The 17,321-nt window shown below is 61.3% G+C and carries 17 protein-coding genes; 13 read left to right on the top strand and 4 right to left on the bottom strand.

Annotated elements, in window-relative coordinates; all coding sequences use genetic code 11:
• Window positions 1-5: 5 nt before the first annotated feature.
• From PspR76_RS24305 to PspR76_RS24315, 3 genes are all read right to left on the bottom strand, one after another.
• Window positions 6-704 carry a segregation and condensation protein A gene (locus PspR76_RS24305; RefSeq protein ID WP_169875663.1) on the bottom strand — a complete coding sequence of 233 codons (699 nt, stop codon included), beginning with the start codon at window positions 702-704 and terminating at the stop codon, window positions 6-8.
• A 120-nt stretch (window positions 705-824) separates the two neighbouring features.
• Window positions 825-1,454 (bottom strand): L-threonylcarbamoyladenylate synthase, encoded by a 630-nt coding sequence (locus PspR76_RS24310; RefSeq protein WP_017139161.1) that lies wholly within the window; start codon window positions 1,452-1,454, stop codon window positions 825-827.
• Between the two features lie 13 nt (window positions 1,455-1,467).
• The gene (locus tag PspR76_RS24315; protein WP_159959410.1) at window positions 1,468-2,331 is read right to left on the bottom strand and encodes a PHP domain-containing protein; all 864 of its coding nucleotides are present in this window, start codon (window positions 2,329-2,331) and stop codon (window positions 1,468-1,470) included.
• Between the two features lie 87 nt (window positions 2,332-2,418).
• Here PspR76_RS24315 and PspR76_RS24320 point away from each other — a divergent pair, with 87 nt between their 5' ends.
• From PspR76_RS24320 to PspR76_RS24350, 7 genes are all read left to right on the top strand, one after another.
• Window positions 2,419-3,015, top strand: coding sequence for a septation protein A (locus PspR76_RS24320; RefSeq protein WP_106578415.1), 597 nt, complete (start codon window positions 2,419-2,421; stop codon window positions 3,013-3,015).
• A 1-nt stretch (window position 3,016) separates the two neighbouring features.
• On the top strand, window positions 3,017-3,316 hold the full coding sequence (locus tag PspR76_RS24325) for a YciI family protein (RefSeq protein ID WP_159959412.1): 300 nt from the start codon (window positions 3,017-3,019) through the stop codon (window positions 3,314-3,316).
• Between the two features lie 120 nt (window positions 3,317-3,436).
• Entirely contained in the window at window positions 3,437-3,844 is a 408-nt protein-coding gene (locus PspR76_RS24330) for a translation initiation factor 2 (protein WP_159959414.1), read from the top strand.
• Between the two features lie 7 nt (window positions 3,845-3,851).
• A complete protein-coding gene (locus PspR76_RS24335; RefSeq protein ID WP_119741452.1) occupies window positions 3,852-4,529 on the top strand; it encodes a response regulator transcription factor in 678 nt (225 codons plus the stop codon).
• A gap of 264 nt (window positions 4,530-4,793) precedes the next feature.
• The gene (locus PspR76_RS24340) at window positions 4,794-5,258 is read left to right on the top strand and encodes an LTXXQ domain protein (protein WP_159959416.1); all 465 of its coding nucleotides are present in this window, start codon (window positions 4,794-4,796) and stop codon (window positions 5,256-5,258) included.
• Window positions 5,259-5,324: 66 nt separating this feature from the next.
• The gene (locus PspR76_RS24345; RefSeq protein ID WP_159959418.1) at window positions 5,325-6,668 is read left to right on the top strand and encodes a sensor histidine kinase; all 1,344 of its coding nucleotides are present in this window, start codon (window positions 5,325-5,327) and stop codon (window positions 6,666-6,668) included.
• A 41-nt stretch (window positions 6,669-6,709) separates the two neighbouring features.
• Complete coding sequence (locus PspR76_RS24350; RefSeq protein WP_159959420.1) at window positions 6,710-8,059, top strand: CoA transferase; 1,350 nt, start codon at window positions 6,710-6,712, stop codon at window positions 8,057-8,059.
• Window positions 8,060-8,229: 170 nt separating this feature from the next.
• Here PspR76_RS24350 and arcD (PspR76_RS24355) read toward each other — a convergent pair whose 3' ends face one another.
• Entirely contained in the window at window positions 8,230-9,657 is a 1,428-nt protein-coding gene (gene arcD / locus PspR76_RS24355) for an arginine-ornithine antiporter (RefSeq protein ID WP_159959422.1), read from the bottom strand.
• A gap of 446 nt (window positions 9,658-10,103) precedes the next feature.
• On the opposite strand from arcD (PspR76_RS24355), the gene arcD (PspR76_RS24360) reads away from it, so the two are divergent.
• The 6 genes from arcD (PspR76_RS24360) (at window position 10,104) to PspR76_RS24385 (ending at window position 16,977) form a co-directional block, all read left to right on the top strand.
• Entirely contained in the window at window positions 10,104-11,531 is a 1,428-nt protein-coding gene (gene arcD, locus PspR76_RS24360) for an arginine-ornithine antiporter (RefSeq protein WP_159959424.1), read from the top strand.
• Between the two features lie 24 nt (window positions 11,532-11,555).
• Window positions 11,556-12,812: an arginine deiminase gene (gene arcA / locus PspR76_RS24365; protein WP_159959426.1), complete on the top strand. Its 1,257-nt coding sequence runs from the start codon at window positions 11,556-11,558 to the stop codon at window positions 12,810-12,812.
• 12 nt (window positions 12,813-12,824) lie between these two features.
• Window positions 12,825-13,835: an ornithine carbamoyltransferase gene (locus tag PspR76_RS24370; protein ID WP_027605559.1), complete on the top strand. Its 1,011-nt coding sequence runs from the start codon at window positions 12,825-12,827 to the stop codon at window positions 13,833-13,835.
• A 138-nt stretch (window positions 13,836-13,973) separates the two neighbouring features.
• Complete coding sequence (gene arcC / locus PspR76_RS24375; protein WP_159959428.1) at window positions 13,974-14,903, top strand: carbamate kinase; 930 nt, start codon at window positions 13,974-13,976, stop codon at window positions 14,901-14,903.
• Window positions 14,904-14,921: 18 nt separating this feature from the next.
• Window positions 14,922-15,284, top strand: coding sequence for a DUF5064 family protein (locus tag PspR76_RS24380; RefSeq protein WP_159959430.1), 363 nt, complete (start codon window positions 14,922-14,924; stop codon window positions 15,282-15,284).
• 184 nt (window positions 15,285-15,468) lie between these two features.
• Window positions 15,469-16,977, top strand: coding sequence for a sigma-54-dependent transcriptional regulator (locus tag PspR76_RS24385; RefSeq protein ID WP_159959432.1), 1,509 nt, complete (start codon window positions 15,469-15,471; stop codon window positions 16,975-16,977).
• Window positions 16,978-17,321 lie beyond the last annotated feature (344 nt).

Genomic DNA, 17,321 nt, shown 5'->3' on the forward strand with positions numbered 1-17,321 from the left:
GCTCTTTATTCGGCTCGCGCCCGCACGTGGATAGCCGCAAAAGGCTCATTCTGGACCAGCTCGACCAAGGATTCCTTGACCAGCTCAAGGATCGCCATAAAGGTCACAACCACCCCCAGGCGCCCTTCTTCTTTGGTAAACAGCTCGACAAAGGGTACAAACCCGCCGCCCTTGAGGCGTTCGAGCACATCGCTCATGCGCTCACGGGTCGACAGCGCCTCGCGGCTGACCTGGTGGCTTTCAAACATATCGCCACGGCGCAGAACCTCAGCCATGGACATCAGCAATTCTTCCAGGCTGACGTCCGGCAGCAGCTTGCGCGCCCGCGCTTCCGGGGCGTCGAGCTTGGGCACCACCACGTCACGCCCGACGCGGCTCAAGCCGTCAATGCCTTCGGCAGCCGCTTTGAAGCGTTCGTACTCTTGCAGGCGACGGATCAGCTCGGCGCGCGGGTCGTCCTCTTCGGCTTCGATGGTCTCCGAGCGCGGCAACAGCATGCGCGACTTGATCTCGGCGAGCATGGCAGCCATCACCAGGTACTCGGCGGCCAGCTCCAGGCGCACCGACTGCATCAGCTCGACATACCCCATGTATTGGCGGGTGATTTCCGCCACCGGGATATCCAGGATATTGATGTTCTGCTTGCGGATCAGGTACAGCAGCAAGTCCAGCGGGCCTTCAAAGGCCTCAAGAAAGACCTCCAGGGCGTCCGGCGGGATGTACAGGTCCAGCGGCATTTCCATGACCGCCTGGCCATACACCATGGCAAAAGGCAGTTCCTGCTGGGCGCCGGCCTGGCTGTCGACGGTTTCCACGACCGACATTCAGGCCTCGACCATAAACGGCGTCGGGTCGCCGCAGCCCACACGCACCACTTCCGGCTCGCCGTCGGCCAGGTTGATCACGGTTGAAGCCTTGTTGCCGCCGTAGCCGCCATCAATGATCAGGTCGACGTGTTTTTCCAGCAGGCGGCGCATTTCGTAAGGGTCGTACAGCGGCTCTTCTTCACCGGGCAGGATCAACGACACACTCATCAACGGCTCACCCAGTTCCGCCAGCAACGCCAGGGCAATCGGGTGCTCCGGCACGCGCAGGCCGATGGTGCGCTTCTTCGGGTGCAGCAACAGGCGCGGCACCTCGCGGGTGGCATTCAGGATAAAGGTGTAGGGCCCCGGCGTGTGGGCCTTGAGCAGGCGGAAGGTGCCGGTGTCGACCTTGGCGAACAGCCCCAGTTGGGACAAATCGCTGCAGATCAGCGCAAAGTTGTGGTTCTTGTCCAGGTCACGCAGACGTCTTACACGTTCAACCGCGCTTTTATCGCCGATCTGGCAACCAATCGCGTAGGACGAATCCGTTGGGTAGATCACCACGCCACCGGCGCGGATGATCTCCACGGCCTGTTTAATCAGGCGCGCTTGAGGGTTTTCCGGATGAATCTGGAAGAATTGACTCACGTGTTCTACCTGTTCAGACGGTGGCAATAATGGGGTCATGCTTGAATCGCCCCCACAACAGCGGCAGGTCTTCCGGGACTTGGCGGTACTCGCCAATCTCGGACCAGCCGCCTGGGCCATGAAAATCACTGCCGGCACTGACCAGCAGACCAAATTCGCGGGCAAGAATCGCCAGGCTACCCACCTGTTCGGCGGGTTGGTGCCCGTTGACCACTTCGATTGCGTGGCCGCCCGCTCCAATATAGTCGCCAATCAGCTTGCGGCGCTTGCTGCGGGTGAAATCGTAATGCCAGGGATGCGCCAGGCTGACCCAGGCCCCCGAGGCCCGCAGGGTGCCGACGGTGTCTTCCAGGGTCGGCCAGTGTTGCTTGACGTCACCCAACTTGCCGGCGCCCAGCCATTTGCGGAACGCTTCGGCGCGGTCCTTGACGAAACCTTCACGCACCATCCAGTCGGCAAAGTGCGGCCGGGCCGGTGCATTGCCGCTGTCGCCCAGTTCCTGCTGGATGGCGCGAGCGCCGTCGAGCGCATTGGGCATGCCCTTAAGGCTGAGTTTGCGGCTTATTTCTTCGGACCGCAGCCAGCGGCCATCGTGCAATTGGGCGATGGCGGCGACCAGCGCCGGGGCGTTTTGATCAAAGCCGTAGCCGAGCACATGAATGGTGGCGCCGCCCCAGGTGCAGGACAATTCCACGCCGTTGACCAGTTGCATGCCCAGGGCCTGGGCCGCTTCGCGGGCCTCATCGAGGCCTTCGAGGGTGTCGTGGTCGGTCAACGACAGGACTCGCACGCCTTTTTCAAACGCACGCGCAACCAGTACCGCGGGCGCCAGGGCGCCGTCGGAGGCCGTGCTGTGGCAGTGCAAATCAACATTCACGGGAGTGTGTAACCTCAAGTCAGCTGGCGCTTTCGCTACCAAGGATGTTTGTTATTATGCCGCCACATCCAGCTTCTGGCTCTTACTGTGAAACAATTCATCGACTTCATCCCGCTGTTGCTGTTTTTCATCGTTACCAAACTCGACCCCAGGGTCATCGATATCGCCGGTCACGAACTGACGTTCGGGGGCATCTACAGCGCCACCGCCGTGCTGATCATCAGCTCTATCGTGGTCTACGGCGCCATCTTCATCTCCCAGCGCAAGCTGGAAAAAAGCCAATGGCTGACCCTCATCGCCTGCCTGGTCTTCGGCGGCCTGACCCTGGCCTTCCACAGCGAAACCTTCCTTAAATGGAAAGCCCCGGTGGTGAACTGGCTGTTCGCGCTGGTGTTTATCGGCAGCCACTTCATCGGTGATCGCCTGCTGATCAAGCGGATCATGGGCCATGCGCTGACATTGCCGGACCCGGTGTGGACGCGTTTGAACGTGGCCTGGATCGTGTTTTTCCTGTTCTGCGGCGCCGCCAACCTGTTCGTGGCCTTTACCTTTCAAGCCTACTGGGTCGACTTCAAAGTCTTCGGCAGCCTGGGCATGACCGTCTTGTTCCTGATCGGCCAAGGCATCTACCTGTCGCGCCACCTGCATGACACCGCCCCTACCACGCCGAAAACAGAGGACTGACATGCTCTACGCCATCATTGCTACCGACGTTGCCAACTCGCTGGAAAAACGCCTGAGCGTGCGCCCGGCGCACCTCGAACGCCTGAAAGTGCTGCAAGCCGAAGGCCGCCTCGTACTGGCGGGCCCGCACCCGGCGGTCGACAGCAATGACGCGGGCGCGGCGGGTTTTACCGGCAGCCTGATCGTTGCCGAGTTCGCCTCGCTGGCGGATGCCCAGGCCTGGGCCAAGGCCGATCCGTATATCGCGGCGGGCGTCTACGCCGATGTGGTGATCAAGCCGTTCAAGCAAGTCCTGCCTTGAACGCGCTTTCTTTAATAAAGCCGCGCCGAGCCTAATCGGTTCGGCGCGCTCCTAATTGCTCATTATTCTCGGTAACCTGCCGACAACGTTCTGAATATTCGTGTGGAATCAGGAGTTCCGATGCGCTTACGTCAGTTGTGTCTGTTGGCAGTGTTAACGATCGGGGCTGCGGCCCACGCTGAAGAAACCTCGAACACCGGCAGTTCCACGCCCCTGTCCTTGAGTGCCGGCAGCCAGATCACCGAATTGCAGCAGCGCTTGAAAGAAAGCGAACGCCTGCGTGAAGAACTGAGCAAGCAACTGCAAACCGCAGACGCTGCCCGCGAAAGCGCCCAACTGAGTCGCTTGCGCCAAGAGAACCAACGCCTCACCCAGCAACTCAAAGAAACACAGGGCGGCGCCTTGACCCGCTGGCTGACCGAGCAACAGCAATGGTTTGTCACCGGTGGCGCCGTTGCACTGATCGCGTTGCTGTGCGGAATCTTCGCCAGCGGTGGGCACCGTCGCCGTCGACAATGGCTAAATTGAGTGAGTCATGAGCGAGCTGTTACTGATAGATGATGACCAGGAGCTCTGTGAGCTGCTGACCAGTTGGCTAAGCCAGGAAGGTTTCCAGGTGCGCGCCTGCCACGATGGCTTGAGCGCGCGCAAAGCCTTGGCCGACAGCGCCCCGGCGGCCGTGGTACTCGACGTGATGCTGCCCGACGGCAGTGGCCTGGAGTTGCTCAAGCAATTGCGCAACGACCACCCGGAACTGCCGGTGCTGATGCTCTCGGCCCGTGGCGAGCCACTGGACCGCATCCTCGGCCTGGAACTGGGCGCCGACGATTACCTGGCCAAGCCCTGCGACCCACGCGAGCTGACAGCGCGGCTGCGCGCCGTATTGCGCCGCAGCCACCCGGCTGCCGTGTCGACGCAGTTGGAGCTGGGTGACCTGTGCTTCAGCCCGGTGCGTGGCGTGGTGACGATCGATGAACAGGAATTCGCCCTCACCGTCTCCGAAAGCCGCCTGCTCGAAGCCTTGCTGCGCCAGCCCGGCGAGCCGCTGGACAAGCAGGAACTGGCGCAGATCGCCCTGGGCCGCAAACTGACACTCTATGACCGCAGCCTGGACATGCACGTCAGCAACCTGCGCAAGAAAATCGGCCCACACCCGGATGGCCGGCCACGGATCGTGGCGTTGCGCAGTCGCGGCTACTACTACAGCCTTTAAGCTGCTTAAAGAGGGTTCCCACGCTCCGCGTGGGAACGCCGCCTGGGACGCTCCGCGTCCCGTTGCGCATGGGTGACGCAGAGCGTCACGGTATGCGTTACCACGCGGAGCGTGGGAACGATCAACTCACCCGCCTTGAACGTTTTGTCAGCGCCCACCAAAAACCTCTTTACCCAAGCTTTACCCACACCTGACCGCCGCTGACCTTGATCTCCGTAATCTACTCACATCCGGACTCACCGGAATAGAGACAGGAGAATCACCATGCGCAAGACCCTTATCGCTTTGATGTTCGCCGCTGCCCTGCCCACCGTTGCCATGGCCGCAGCGCCAGAAGGCCCAGGCCCGATGGGCGGCCCTGAAGGCCACATGATGGGTGGCCCGGGCCACGGTGGTGAACACGGTCCGCGTGGCAAAGGCGGCCCCTTCAGCCAGCTCGACCTGAGCCGCGAACAACGCGAGCAAATCGGCAAGCTGATGGGCGAACAATGGCACGGTCGCAAAGAGATCGTCCGCAAGTACCTGGACAAACTGCCCGCCGCTGACCAGCAAGCCATGAAGAACGAAATGGCTGCCGCCAAGCAGAAAACCCAGGCTGACATCCGTGCCGTGCTGAAACCCGATCAACAGAAGAAATTCGACGAGATCGTCAAGAAACAAGCCGAGCGCCGTGCCGAGTGGAAGGAATTCCAGGCCTGGAAAGCCCAACAGCCGCAAAAAGCGCAATAATGCGTTAGCTTCACTCCCCAGCCCAGTGGCTTACGCCGCTGGGCTTTTCCTGCTTGAGGGTTTCCTGTGCGTTCATTGTTCTGGCGCATCCTGGCCAGTTTCTGGCTGGCCATCGCCCTGGTTGCCGGGTTGTCGATCCTGCTGGGGCATATGCTCAACCAGGACGCCTGGATTCTCAGCCGCCACCCTGGCCTCAACAACTTGGCGCAGGAGTGGACGCAACTCTACGAAGCCCAGGGCGAGGACGCTGCCCAGGATTTGCTGCAACAACGCAAGCGCCAGTACCACATCGACGTGCAAGTGCTGAATGAAAGCGGCGATCCGGTGGTGCGCGGCACCTTCCCACGGCGTGCGGCGGCGTTTGAGGCCCGGCAGAATGACAGCAAGGACGGCCACCTGCCCTGGCGCCGCCTGACCGCTGAGTACACCAGCGAAAAAACCGGTGACACTTACCTGCTGATCTACCGCATCCCGCACCCGGAACTGGACGAATGGCACCGCAGCAGCCTGACGTGGCCGTTGAGCGCGCTGGCGATTGCGCTGGTGGTGTTGACGCTGTTCAGCCTGCTGGTGACGCTGTCCATCACCCGCCCGCTCAGCCGCCTGCGCGGCGCGGTGCATGACCTCGGCCAGGCCACCTACCAGCAAAACAGCCTGGCGAAGTTGGCCAACCGGCGCGATGAGTTCGGCGTGCTGGCTACTGATTTCAACCGCATGGGCGCACGCCTGCAAAGCCTGATCGGCAGCCAGCGCCAGTTGCTGCGCGACGTGTCCCACGAGTTGCGCTCGCCGCTCGCCCGGCTGCGCATTGCCCTGGCCCTGGCCGAACGCGCCAGCCCCGAAGAGCGCGAACGACTCTGGCCACGCCTGACCCGCGAGTGCGACCGCCTGGAGGCGCTGATCAGCGAAATCCTGGTGTTGGCCCGCGTCGATGCCGACAACGCCAGCGCCGAAGACATCGACCTCAACCCGCTGCTCAAGACCCTGCAAAAAGACGCCCAGCTCAGCGCGCCGGAGCAGGTGGTGCAACTGAACGCCGAGGCCGACCTGCACCTCAAGGGCTGGCCCACCATGATCGAGCGCGCGGTGGATAACCTGCTGCGCAATGCCCAGCGCTTTAACCCGCCGGGGCAGCCGATAGAAATGCACGCCCATCGCGCGGGTGAAAGAATCTTCATCAGCGTGCGTGACCACGGCCCAGGCGTTGACGCCGAACACCTGAGCCAACTGGGTGAGCCGTTTTACCGCGCCCCCGGGCAAACCGCCCAGGGCCACGGTTTGGGCCTGGCCATCGCGCGGCGCGCCGCCGAACGCCATGGCGGCAGCCTGATCCTGGCGAACCATGCCGAGGGTGGCTTTATCGCCAGCATCGACTTGCCGTTGGAGCCGGGAGTTGTCACACCGGTGTGATGATCTTCTATAGTGGCCCTTCTCTAAACGGAGGGCCTTTGATGACTGACCTGCTGACACCCATCCAAGCCGCACTCGATCTACCGCACACCGCGCTGACCTTCAGCGAAGCCGGCGCCCTGCCCTCGACCTTTGCCGTGACCGAACTGGCCAGCGCCAGCCTCGGTGCCGCCGGCCAGGCCGTCGCTCAACTGATCCAGCAACAAACCGGGCGCTTGCCCAGCGTCAGTGTCGACCGGCGCCTGGCCTCGTTCTGGTTTTCGTCCTCGCTGCGCCCGGTAGGCTGGCAAACGCCGCCGCTGTGGGACCCGGTAGCCGGCGACTACGCCTGCGCCGATGGCTGGATTCGCCTGCACACCAATGCGCCACACCACCGTGCCGCCGCCGAGCGGGTGCTGGGCAAGGTCAATGACCGCGCCGAGATGGCCAGCAAAGTCGCGGCCTGGAATGCGGCCGAACTGGAGCAGGCGATTGTCGATGCCGGTGGCTGCGCGGCGCAGATGCGTTCGTGGCAAGCCTGGCAAACCCACCCTCAAGGGCTGGCGGTGAACGCAGAGGCATTGGTGCAGCGTGAGACCTTCGACACCACCACCGACAAACCCTGGCTTGGCTCGGTGGCGCGGCCACTGGCCGGCATCAAGGTGCTGGACCTGACGCGCGTATTGGCCGGTCCCGTGGCCAGTCGTTTTCTCGCCGGGCTCGGCGCCAATGTGCTGCGCATCGACTCACCGAGCTGGAACGAACCCGGCGTAGTGCCGGAAATGACCTTGGGCAAACGCTGCGCGCGCCTCGACCTGAAAAGCCACGAGGGCCGAGAGGTGTTTGAAAGCCTGCTCAAGGACGCCGACATTCTGTTCCACGGCTACCGCGCCGACGCCCTTGAACAACTGGGCTACACCGCCACGCAGCTGCAAACCCTCGCCCCCGGCCTGATCGACGTGAGCCTCAATGCCTACGGCTGGAGCGGCCCGTGGCGTAACCGTCGCGGCTTCGACAGCCTGGTGCAGATGAGCAGCGGGATAGCCGACGCGGGCATGGCCTGGAAGCAGTCGGATAAACCGGTGCCGCTGCCGCTGCAGGCGCTGGATCACGCCACCGGGTATTTGATGGCGGCCAGCGCGCTTCAGGCATTGAGCGAACGCTTGAAATCCGGGCGCGGCGGGTCGGCGCGGTTATCGTTGGCGCGTACGGCGAAGTTGTTGGTGGAGGCCGGGCAAGTGCCGGAGCAGCCAGCGTTGCGGGCCGAAGAGCCGGGCGATCAGGGCTTGGTGGTGGAGCACACGGCCTGGGGCCAGGCCCATCGCCTGCTGGCGCCGGTGAGCATCAGCGGTACGCCGTTGCAGTGGGATTTGCCGGCCGGGGAATTGGGCTCGCATCGGGCTCAGTGGTGACTTGAGATTGCAATCGCAGGCAAGCCAGCTCCCACAGTTAACCGAGTACCGTTCAAACAACTCAGTCAACTGTGGGAGCCGGGCTTGCCCGCGATGAGGCCCTCACAGGCGCTGCGCCGCTAAAAAGCCCAGCATTGCCGCCCAGTCATAGGACAGCTGATACGCCCATCTCACAACGACAACACCCCGCTATACAACCCATACGCCGCCAACCCCGCGCCTGCGACCACGCAACTGAAAATTCCTTTTTCCAGGTGGGTAAACAACGGCTGGCCTTGCTCGCGTTTAGCCAGGGCAAACAGGATCACGCCCGGCGCATACAGCAGCGCCGAGAGCAGCAGGTATTTCAAACCGCCGGCGTACAGCAGCCAAACGGCGTAGCCAAGCGCAACCAAGCCGACCAGTAAATCCTTGTAGCGTTGGCGCTGGGCGCCGTCATAGGTTTCGCCGCGCCCGCTGAGCAGCACCGCATACGCCGCCGACCACAAGTAGGGCACAAGAATCATCGACGAGGCCAGGTAGATCAGCGTGGTGTAGGTGCTGTGGGAAAACAGCGTGATCACCAGGAAGATCTGGATCATGACATTGGTCAGCCACAGCGCATTGACCGGCACGCGGTTGGCGTTTTCCTTTTTCAGGAAGGCCGGCATGGTCTTGTCATGGGCGGTGGCGTAGAGAATTTCCGCACACAGCAGCGCCCAGGACAGCAAGGCGCCGAGCAACGACACCGCCAGGCCAATGCTGATCGCCATCGCGCCCCAAGGCCCGACGATATGCTCCAGCACACCGGCCAGGGACGGGTTTTGCAATTGCGCCAGTTGCGGCTGGCTCATGATCCCCAGCGACAACACATTCACCAGCACCAGCAGCGCCAGCACGCCGAGAAAGCCGATCACCGTGGCGCGGCCGACGTCCGAGCGTTTCTCGGCGCGCGCCGAATACACGCTGGCGCCTTCAATGCCGATAAACACGAACACGGTGACCAGCATCATGTTGCGCACCTGATCGACCACGCTGCCGAACTGTGGATTGCCCAGGCCCCAGATATCGCGGGTGAAGATATCCGCCTTGAACGCGACGGCGGCGATCGCGATAAACATCAGCAACGGCACGATCTTCGCCACGGTGGTGATCTGGTTGATGAACGCCGCCTCCTTGATCCCCCGCAGCACCAGAAAATGCACGGCCCACAACAACAGCGACGCGCAGCCGATGGCCACCGGCGTATTGCCCTGGCCGAACACCGGGAAGAAGTAGCCGAGGGTGCTGAACAGCAACACGAAGTAACCGACATTGCCCATCCAGGCACTGATCCAGTAACCCCACGCAGACGAGAAGCCCATGTAATCGCCGAAACCGGCCTTGGCGTAGGCATACACCCCGGAATCCAGTTCGGGTTTGCGGTTGGCCAGGGTCTGGAACACGAAGGCCAGGGTCAGCATGCCGACGGCGGTGATGGCCCAGCCGATCAATATCGCGCCCACTTCGGCACGTGCGGCCATGTTCTGCGGCAAGGAGAAAATCCCCCCGCCGATCATCGAGCCCACCACCAGCGCGATCAGCGTGCTGAGCTTGAGTTTTTGGGCCGGTTGGGACATGAAGACTCCAGATAAAAATAGTTTGAGCTGACAACCGTGCACTCAACTAATTAATTCAGCGAGTGTAGCGTTTATTAAAGACAGCGATAAAACCCTCACGCTCAATAACGTAATGGCATGACATTTTATAAAGTTTAGATTTATTTAAAATTTAAAGGCGGCAGGCACTCTGCCACCTTCTAGCTATTAGGCAATCCGGCCCGAAATAGTTTGCACATTCAGCAAAAAGGGCTAGTTTCGAAAGTCCACTCAAACGCACCAAATAATTAACCACAACGCCGAGCCGCTCTGGGACGCGACTTTACGAGGATCAGTATCGCCCGCGAATCTTACCCCTAAGTCATTAATTCACAATGGAATGTGCCAATGAAGTGATCTGAGTCAGCTGTTTGATTAGCGCACAGACTTATTCTGTGGTCTCTCTTCTCCTGCATTGGAGTCATGCAATGTCTGAATCTCCCGGAAAACTTCGATTAGGCGCGCTGGTTGCACTGGTCGTGGGCTCAATGATTGGTGGCGGGATCTTCTCACTGCCGCAAAACATGGCCGCCAGCGCCGATGTGGGTGCGGTGTTGATCGGTTGGGTGATTACCGCCATCGGCATGCTGACCCTCGCCTTCGTGTTCCAGACCCTGGCCAACCGCAAGCCTGATCTCGACGGCGGCGTGTATGCCTACGCCAAGGCGGGTTTCGGCGACTACATGGGTTTCTCATCGGCCTGGGGCTACTGGATCAGCGCCTGGCTGGGCAACGTCGGTTATTTCGTTTTGCTGTTCAGCACCCTCGGTTACTTCTTTCCGATTTTCGGCGAAGGCAACACGCCGGCGGCGGTGATTGGCGCGTCGGTACTGCTGTGGGCCGTGCACTTTCTGGTGCTGCGCGGGATCAAGGAAGCCGCGTTCATCAACCTGGTGACCACCGTCGCCAAAGTCGTGCCGCTGGTGCTGTTCGTGTTGATCGCGGTGTTCGCGTTCAAGCTGGACATCTTCACCGCTGACATCTGGGGCGTGAAAAACCCCGACCTGGGCAGCGTGATGAACCAGGTGCGCAACATGATGCTGGTCACCGTGTGGGTGTTCATCGGTATCGAAGGCGCGAGCATCTTCTCCTCCCGTGCGGAAAAGCGCAGCGACGTGGGCAAGGCCACGGTGATTGGTTTTATCACCGTGCTGCTGTTCCTGATGCTGGTGAACGTGCTGTCTTTGGGGATCATGACCCAGCCGGAACTGGCCAAGTTGCAGAACCCGTCGATGGCCGCCGTGCTTGAGCATGTGGTCGGCCACTGGGGCGCGGTGCTGATCAGCGTCGGCTTGATCATTTCCTTGCTGGGTGCACTGCTGTCGTGGGTGCTGTTGTGCGCGGAGATCATGTTCGCCGCCGCCAAAGACCACACCATGCCGGAGTTCCTGCGCAAGGAAAACGCCAACCATGTGCCGGCCAACGCCCTGTGGCTGACCAATGCCATGGTCCAGATTTTCCTGGTGATCACGCTGTTCTCCGCCAGCACTTACCTGTCGCTGATCTACCTCGCCACCTCGATGATCCTGGTGCCTTACCTGTGGTCGGCGGCTTACGCGTTGCTGCTGGCGGTGCGCGGCGAGACCTACGAAAACGCCCTGCGCGAGCGCAAGAAAGACCTGTTTATCGGCGCCATCGCGTTGATCTACGCGGTCTGGCTGCTCTACGCCGGCGGCGTCAAATACCTGCTGCTTTCCGCCCTGCTGTATGCGCCTGGCGTGATCCTGTTCGCCAAGGCCAAGCATGAACTGGGCAAACCGATTTTCACCAACGTCGAGAAGCTGATTTTTGCCGCAGTCGTCATTGGCGCCCTGGTGGCTGCCTATGGCCTCTACGACGGCTTCCTGACTCTGTAACTTTTGTTCACTGGAGGATCTGTAATGACCACGGAAAAAGTGAAGTACGGCGTACATTCCGAAGCCGGCAAACTGCGCAAAGTCATGGTGTGCTCCCCAGGTTTGGCCCACCAGCGGCTGACCCCCAACAACTGCGATGAACTGCTGTTCGATGACGTGCTGTGGGTGGCCCAGGCCAAGCGTGACCATTTCGACTTCGTCACCAAAATGCGCGAGCGGGACATTGATGTGCTGGAAATGCACAACCTGCTGACCGACATCGTCGCCATCCCCGAAGCGCTGGACTGGATCCTGGAACGCAAGATCACCGCCAACACGGTTGGCCTGGGCCTGGTCGACGAAGTCGGCTCGTGGCTGCGCAGCCTGGAGCCGCGCAAAATCAGCGAGTTCCTGATTGGTGGCGTGTCGGCCGATGACCTGCCGAGCAGCTTTGGCGGCAAGACCATCGAGATGTTCCGCGACTTCCTCGGCCACGCCAGTTTCATTCTGCCGCCGCTGCCCAACACCCAATTCACCCGCGACACCACCTGCTGGATCTACGGCGGTGTGACGCTCAACCCGATGTACTGGCCGGCGCGACGCCAGGAAACCCTGCTGGCCTCGGCCATCTATAAATTCCACCCTGAGTTCACCAACGCCGATTTCCAGATCTGGTACGGCGACCCTGACCAGGAACACGGCGCCGCCACGCTGGAAGGCGGCGACGTGATGCCGATTGGCAATGGCGTGGTACTGATCGGCATGGGCGAACGCTCGTCCCACCAGGCCATCGGCCAACTGGCGCGCAACCTGTTCAAGAACAAAGCCGTGGAACGCGTGATCGTTGCCGGCCTGCCGAAATCCCGCGCGGCGATGCACCTGGACACAGTGTTCAGCTTCTGCGACCGCGACCTGGTCACCATCTTCCCCGAAGTGGTCAACCAGATCGTGCCCTTCACCCTGCGCCCGGATGAAAGCAAGCCGCACGGCATCGACATCCAACGGGAGAAAACCAACTTCCTCGAAACCGTCGCCGCCGCCCTCAACCTCAAGGCCCTGCGTGTGGTGGAAACCGGCGGCAACAGCTTCGCCGCCGAACGCGAGCAGTGGGATGACGGCAACAACGTGGTGGCCGTGGAGCCTGGCGTGGTGATCGGTTACGACCGCAACACCTACACCAACACGTTGCTGCGCAAGGCTGGTGTGGAAGTCATCACCATCAGCGCCGGTGAACTCGGCCGTGGCCGTGGCGGCGGCCACTGCATGACCTGCCCGATCATCCGCGACCCAATCGACTACTAAGGAGATTCCATCATGGCTTTCAACATGCGCAACCGCAGCCTGCTGTCGCTGATGCACCACACCACGCGCGAGCTGCATTACCTGCTGGACCTGTCCCGCGACCTCAAACGCGCCAAATACACCGGCACCGAGCGTCCGCACCTGCAAGGCAAGAACATCGCGCTGATCTTCGAAAAAACCTCGACCCGCACCCGCTGCGCGTTCGAAGTGGCGGCCCACGACCAGGGCGCCCACGTCACCTACATCGACCCGGTGTCGTCGCAGATCGGCCACAAAGAAAGCATGAAAGACACCGCCCGCGTCCTGGGCCGTATGTTCGATGCCATCGAGTACCGTGGCTTTGAACAGGAAATCGTCGAAGAGCTGGCCAAGTTCGCCGGCGTGCCGGTGTTCAACGGCCTCACCGCCGAATTCCACCCCACCCAAATGATCGCCGACACCCTGACCATGCGCGAGCACAGCGACAAGCCGCTGCATGACATCAGCTACGCCTATCTGGGCGACGCGCGTTACAACATGGGCAACTCGCTGCTGATGATCGGCGCCAAGCTGGGCATGGACGTGCGCATTGGCGCGCCAAAAGCGCTGTGGCCACACGAAGATTTCATCAAGCAGTGCCAGGCGTTTGCCGAAGAGAGCGGCGCGCGTATCACCATCACCGAAGACCCGAAAGAAGCAGTGAAAGGCGTGGACTTCATCCACACCGATATCTGGGTGTCGATGGGCGAGCCGGTGGAAGCGTGGGACGAGCGCATCGAGCAACTGCTGCCGTACCAGGTCAACGCCAAGATGATGAAGGCCTCGGGCAACCCTCGGGTGAAGTTCATGCACTGCTTGCCTGCGTTCCATAACAGCGAAACCAAGGTCGGCAAGGACATCGCTGCACGCTACCCGAACCTGGCCAATGGCGTGGAAGTGACCGAAGAGGTGTTCGAGTCGCCAGCCAACATCGCGTTTGAGCAAGCGGAAAACCGCATGCATACCATCAAGGCGATTCTGGTGTCGGCGCTGGCGGATATCTAACCCTCACACTGATCGTTCCCACGCTCTGCGTGGGAACGCAGCCCGTGACGCTCCGCGTCACAAGAGCGGACGCAGAGCGTCCAGTGAGGCATTCCCACGCAGAGCGTGGGAACGATCAACTTCAGAAGGACATTCTTTATGCGCATCGTCGTAGCCCTGGGCGGCAACGCCCTGCTCCGCCGTGGTGAACCCATGACCGCGGACAACCAACGCGCCAATATCCGCATCGCCACCGAACAGATCGCCAAGATCCACCCCGGCAACGAGCTGGTGATTGCCCATGGCAATGGCCCGCAAGTCGGCCTGCTGTCGCTGCAGGCGGCGGCCTACACCAGCGTGTCGCCGTACCCGCTGGACGTGCTGGGCGCCGAAACCGAAGGCATGATCGGCTACATCATCGAGCAGGAACTGGGCAACCTGCTGGACTTCGAAGTGCCGTTTGCCACACTGCTGACCCAGGTCGAAGTGGACGCCAACGACCCGGCGTTCAAGAACCCGACCAAGCCCATCGGCCCGGTGTACGTCAAAGCCGAAGCCGAGAAACTCGCCGCCGAAAAAGGCTGGGCCATCGCCCCGGACGGCGACAAGTACCGCCGCGTGGTCGCCAGCCCACGCCCCAAACGCATCTTTGAAATCCGCCCGATCAAGTGGCTGCTGGAAAAAAGCGCCATCGTCATCTGCGCCGGTGGTGGCGGCATCCCCACAATGTATGGCGAAGACGGCAAGCTGCGCGGCATTGAAGCGGTGATCGACAAAGACCTGTGCTCATCACTGTTGGCCGCGCAACTGGACGCCGATTTGCTGGTGATCGCCACCGACGTCAACGCGGCCTTTATCGACTTCGGCAAGCCGACCCAGAAGGCGATCGGCCAGGCTCACCCGGACGAAATGGAAAAGCTCGGCTTCGCCGCCGGTTCCATGGGCCCCAAGGTGCAAGCCGCCTGCGAGTTCGCCCGCCAGACTGGCAAAACCGCCGTCATCGGTTCACTCTCGGACATCGAAGCCATTGTCCAGGGCAGCGCTGGCACACGCATCAGCACGGCAACACCTGGCATCACCTACCTGTGAAGTAGAGGAGAAACGCCTATGGCCACCTTTGAACCCGGTCACCTGCACGTCGAACGTCACGCGCTCAACAAGGATGATTACAGCTACAACCTGTGCATCGACTACGAAGTCAGCCAGGACCCAAAGGAAGGCAAGGGAATGCTCTTCAAGCTGCACGGCTCGGTGCAGGGCAAGGACCTCAAGGAGGAATTCTTTTTGCCCAAGGACCAGGCGTTTGATTTCGCCCGGCATGCGATGAACATCGCGCAAAAATATGGCATGCCGAAGGTTGCGACGCTCAACGGCCAGATGCATAAGCAGTACGACTTGATGTTTGAGGATGTACGGCATCAGCTGGATGTGAAGGCGGGCGATCCGGTAAAGCCCGAGCACCTGGAATAACAAGTTTGCACTGACACAACACCATCAGTGTGGGAGCGGGCTTGCTCGCGAATGCGGTCTTTCAGTCAATAAATTAAGAGACTGGCACACCGCATTCGCGAGCAAGCCCGCTCCCACATTTTGATCTCCATCCGCTCCAAGGCATACTTGCGGCCTCTCGCTTTGCAGATTTGTCAGCCACCCCATGCGTATCCACGTCAGCTTCATCGACCGCGTCGGCATTACCCAGGAAGTCCTGGCCTTGCTCGGTGGGCGCAATCTCAACCTGGATGCGGTGGAGATGGTGCCGCCCAACGTCTACATCGACGCGCCGACTCTCAGCGCCGAGGTCCTCGAAGAACTGCGTGATGCGCTGTTCAGCGTGCACGGCGTGCAAGCAGTCACCGTGGTCGACATCCTTCCCGGCCAGCGCCGCCACTTGCAACTCGACGCCCTGCTGGCCGCGATGACCGACCCGGTATTGGCCCTGGACAGCGCCGGCAAGATCCTGCTGGCCAACCCGGCGTTGATCGCGCTGTACGGCCGCGAACCGGCTGGGGAAAGCATCAGCGAACTGTTCAATGACCCGGCGCTGCTGGAGACCTTGCTGGAGCATGGCTTTCGCCTGCCTTTGCGCGAAATCAGCGTCAACGGCCAGACCTTTTTGCTCGACGCCACGCCCATCACCGACGCCGGCGCCTTGCTGACGCTGTACCAGCCCAACCGCATCGGCGAGCAATTGTCGGCGCTGCACCATGACCATGCCGAAGGCTTTGATGCGCTGTTGGGCGAGTCCCCGGTGATCCGCACCCTCAAGGCGCGTGCGCAACGAGTGGCGGCACTGGACGCACCGTTGTTGATCCAGGGCGAAACCGGCACCGGCAAAGAGCTGGTGGCGCGGGCCTGCCATGCGATCAGCGCGCGCCACAGTGCGCCGTTTCTGGCGCTGAACTGCGCGGCGTTGCCGGAGAACCTCGCCGAGAGTGAACTGTTTGGTTATGCCCCCGGCGCCTTTACCGGTGCCCAGCGCGGCGGCAAGCCGGGGCTGATGGAACTGGCCAACCAGGGCACGGTATTTCTTGATGAGATCGGCGAAATGTCGCCGTACTTGCAGGCCAAGCTGCTGCGCTTTCTGAATGACGGCAGCTTCCGGCGCGTGGGCGGCGACCGCGAAGTGAAGGTCAATGTGCGCATTCTCAGCGCCACCCACCGCGACCTGGAAAAAATGGTCAGCGAGGGTACTTTCCGCGAAGACCTGTTCTACCGCCTCAACGTGCTCAACGTTGAAGTGCCGCCGCTGCGTGAACGCGGCCAGGACATCCTGCTGCTGGCCCGCTACTTCATGCAGCAGGCCTGCGCGCAGATCCAGCGCCCGGTGTGCCGCCTGGCGCCCGGCACTTACCCGGCGCTGCTGGGCAACCGCTGGCCGGGCAATGTGCGCCAGCTGCAAAACGTGATCTTCCGCGCCGCCGCCATTTGCGAAAGCAGCTTGGTGGACATCGGCGACCTGGACATCGCCGGCACCTCGGTAGCGCGCCAGAGCGACGGCGAAGTCGACAGCCTGGAACAGGCGGTGGAAGACTTCGAACGCAGCCTGCTGGAAAAGCTCTACGCCAGCTACCCCTCGACCCGCCAACTGGCGAGCCGCCTGCAGACTTCGCACACGGCAATTGCGCATCGGCTGCGCAAGTACGGCATTCCCAACAAGCTCTGACTGAATAAACGCGGTTCAAATGTGGGAGCTGGCTTCTGTGGGAGCTGGCTTGCCTGCGATACAGGCACCTCGGTCTTTCATCTAAACCAAGGTGATGCTATCGCAGGCAAGCCAGCTCCCACACAAGCCTACTTCCACATGGACGGCACTCCAGATTTTGGTCTGAGAACGACATCCAGTGTACTGAAAGCGCTACAGCGTAACGATATCGATACAACCCTGTTTTTTACGCGCCATGCAAGGCTTTGATCCACATAGGCTTTTTTTCACAGGCCCAGCTGTAGCGAAATCGCTACGGCAAAAACTTCCAGCGCCCTAACCAATTTTACTAACCTATTGATTTA

The organism is Pseudomonas sp. R76, assembly GCF_009834565.1.
Taxonomy (GTDB): Bacteria; Pseudomonadota; Gammaproteobacteria; order Pseudomonadales; family Pseudomonadaceae; genus Aquipseudomonas.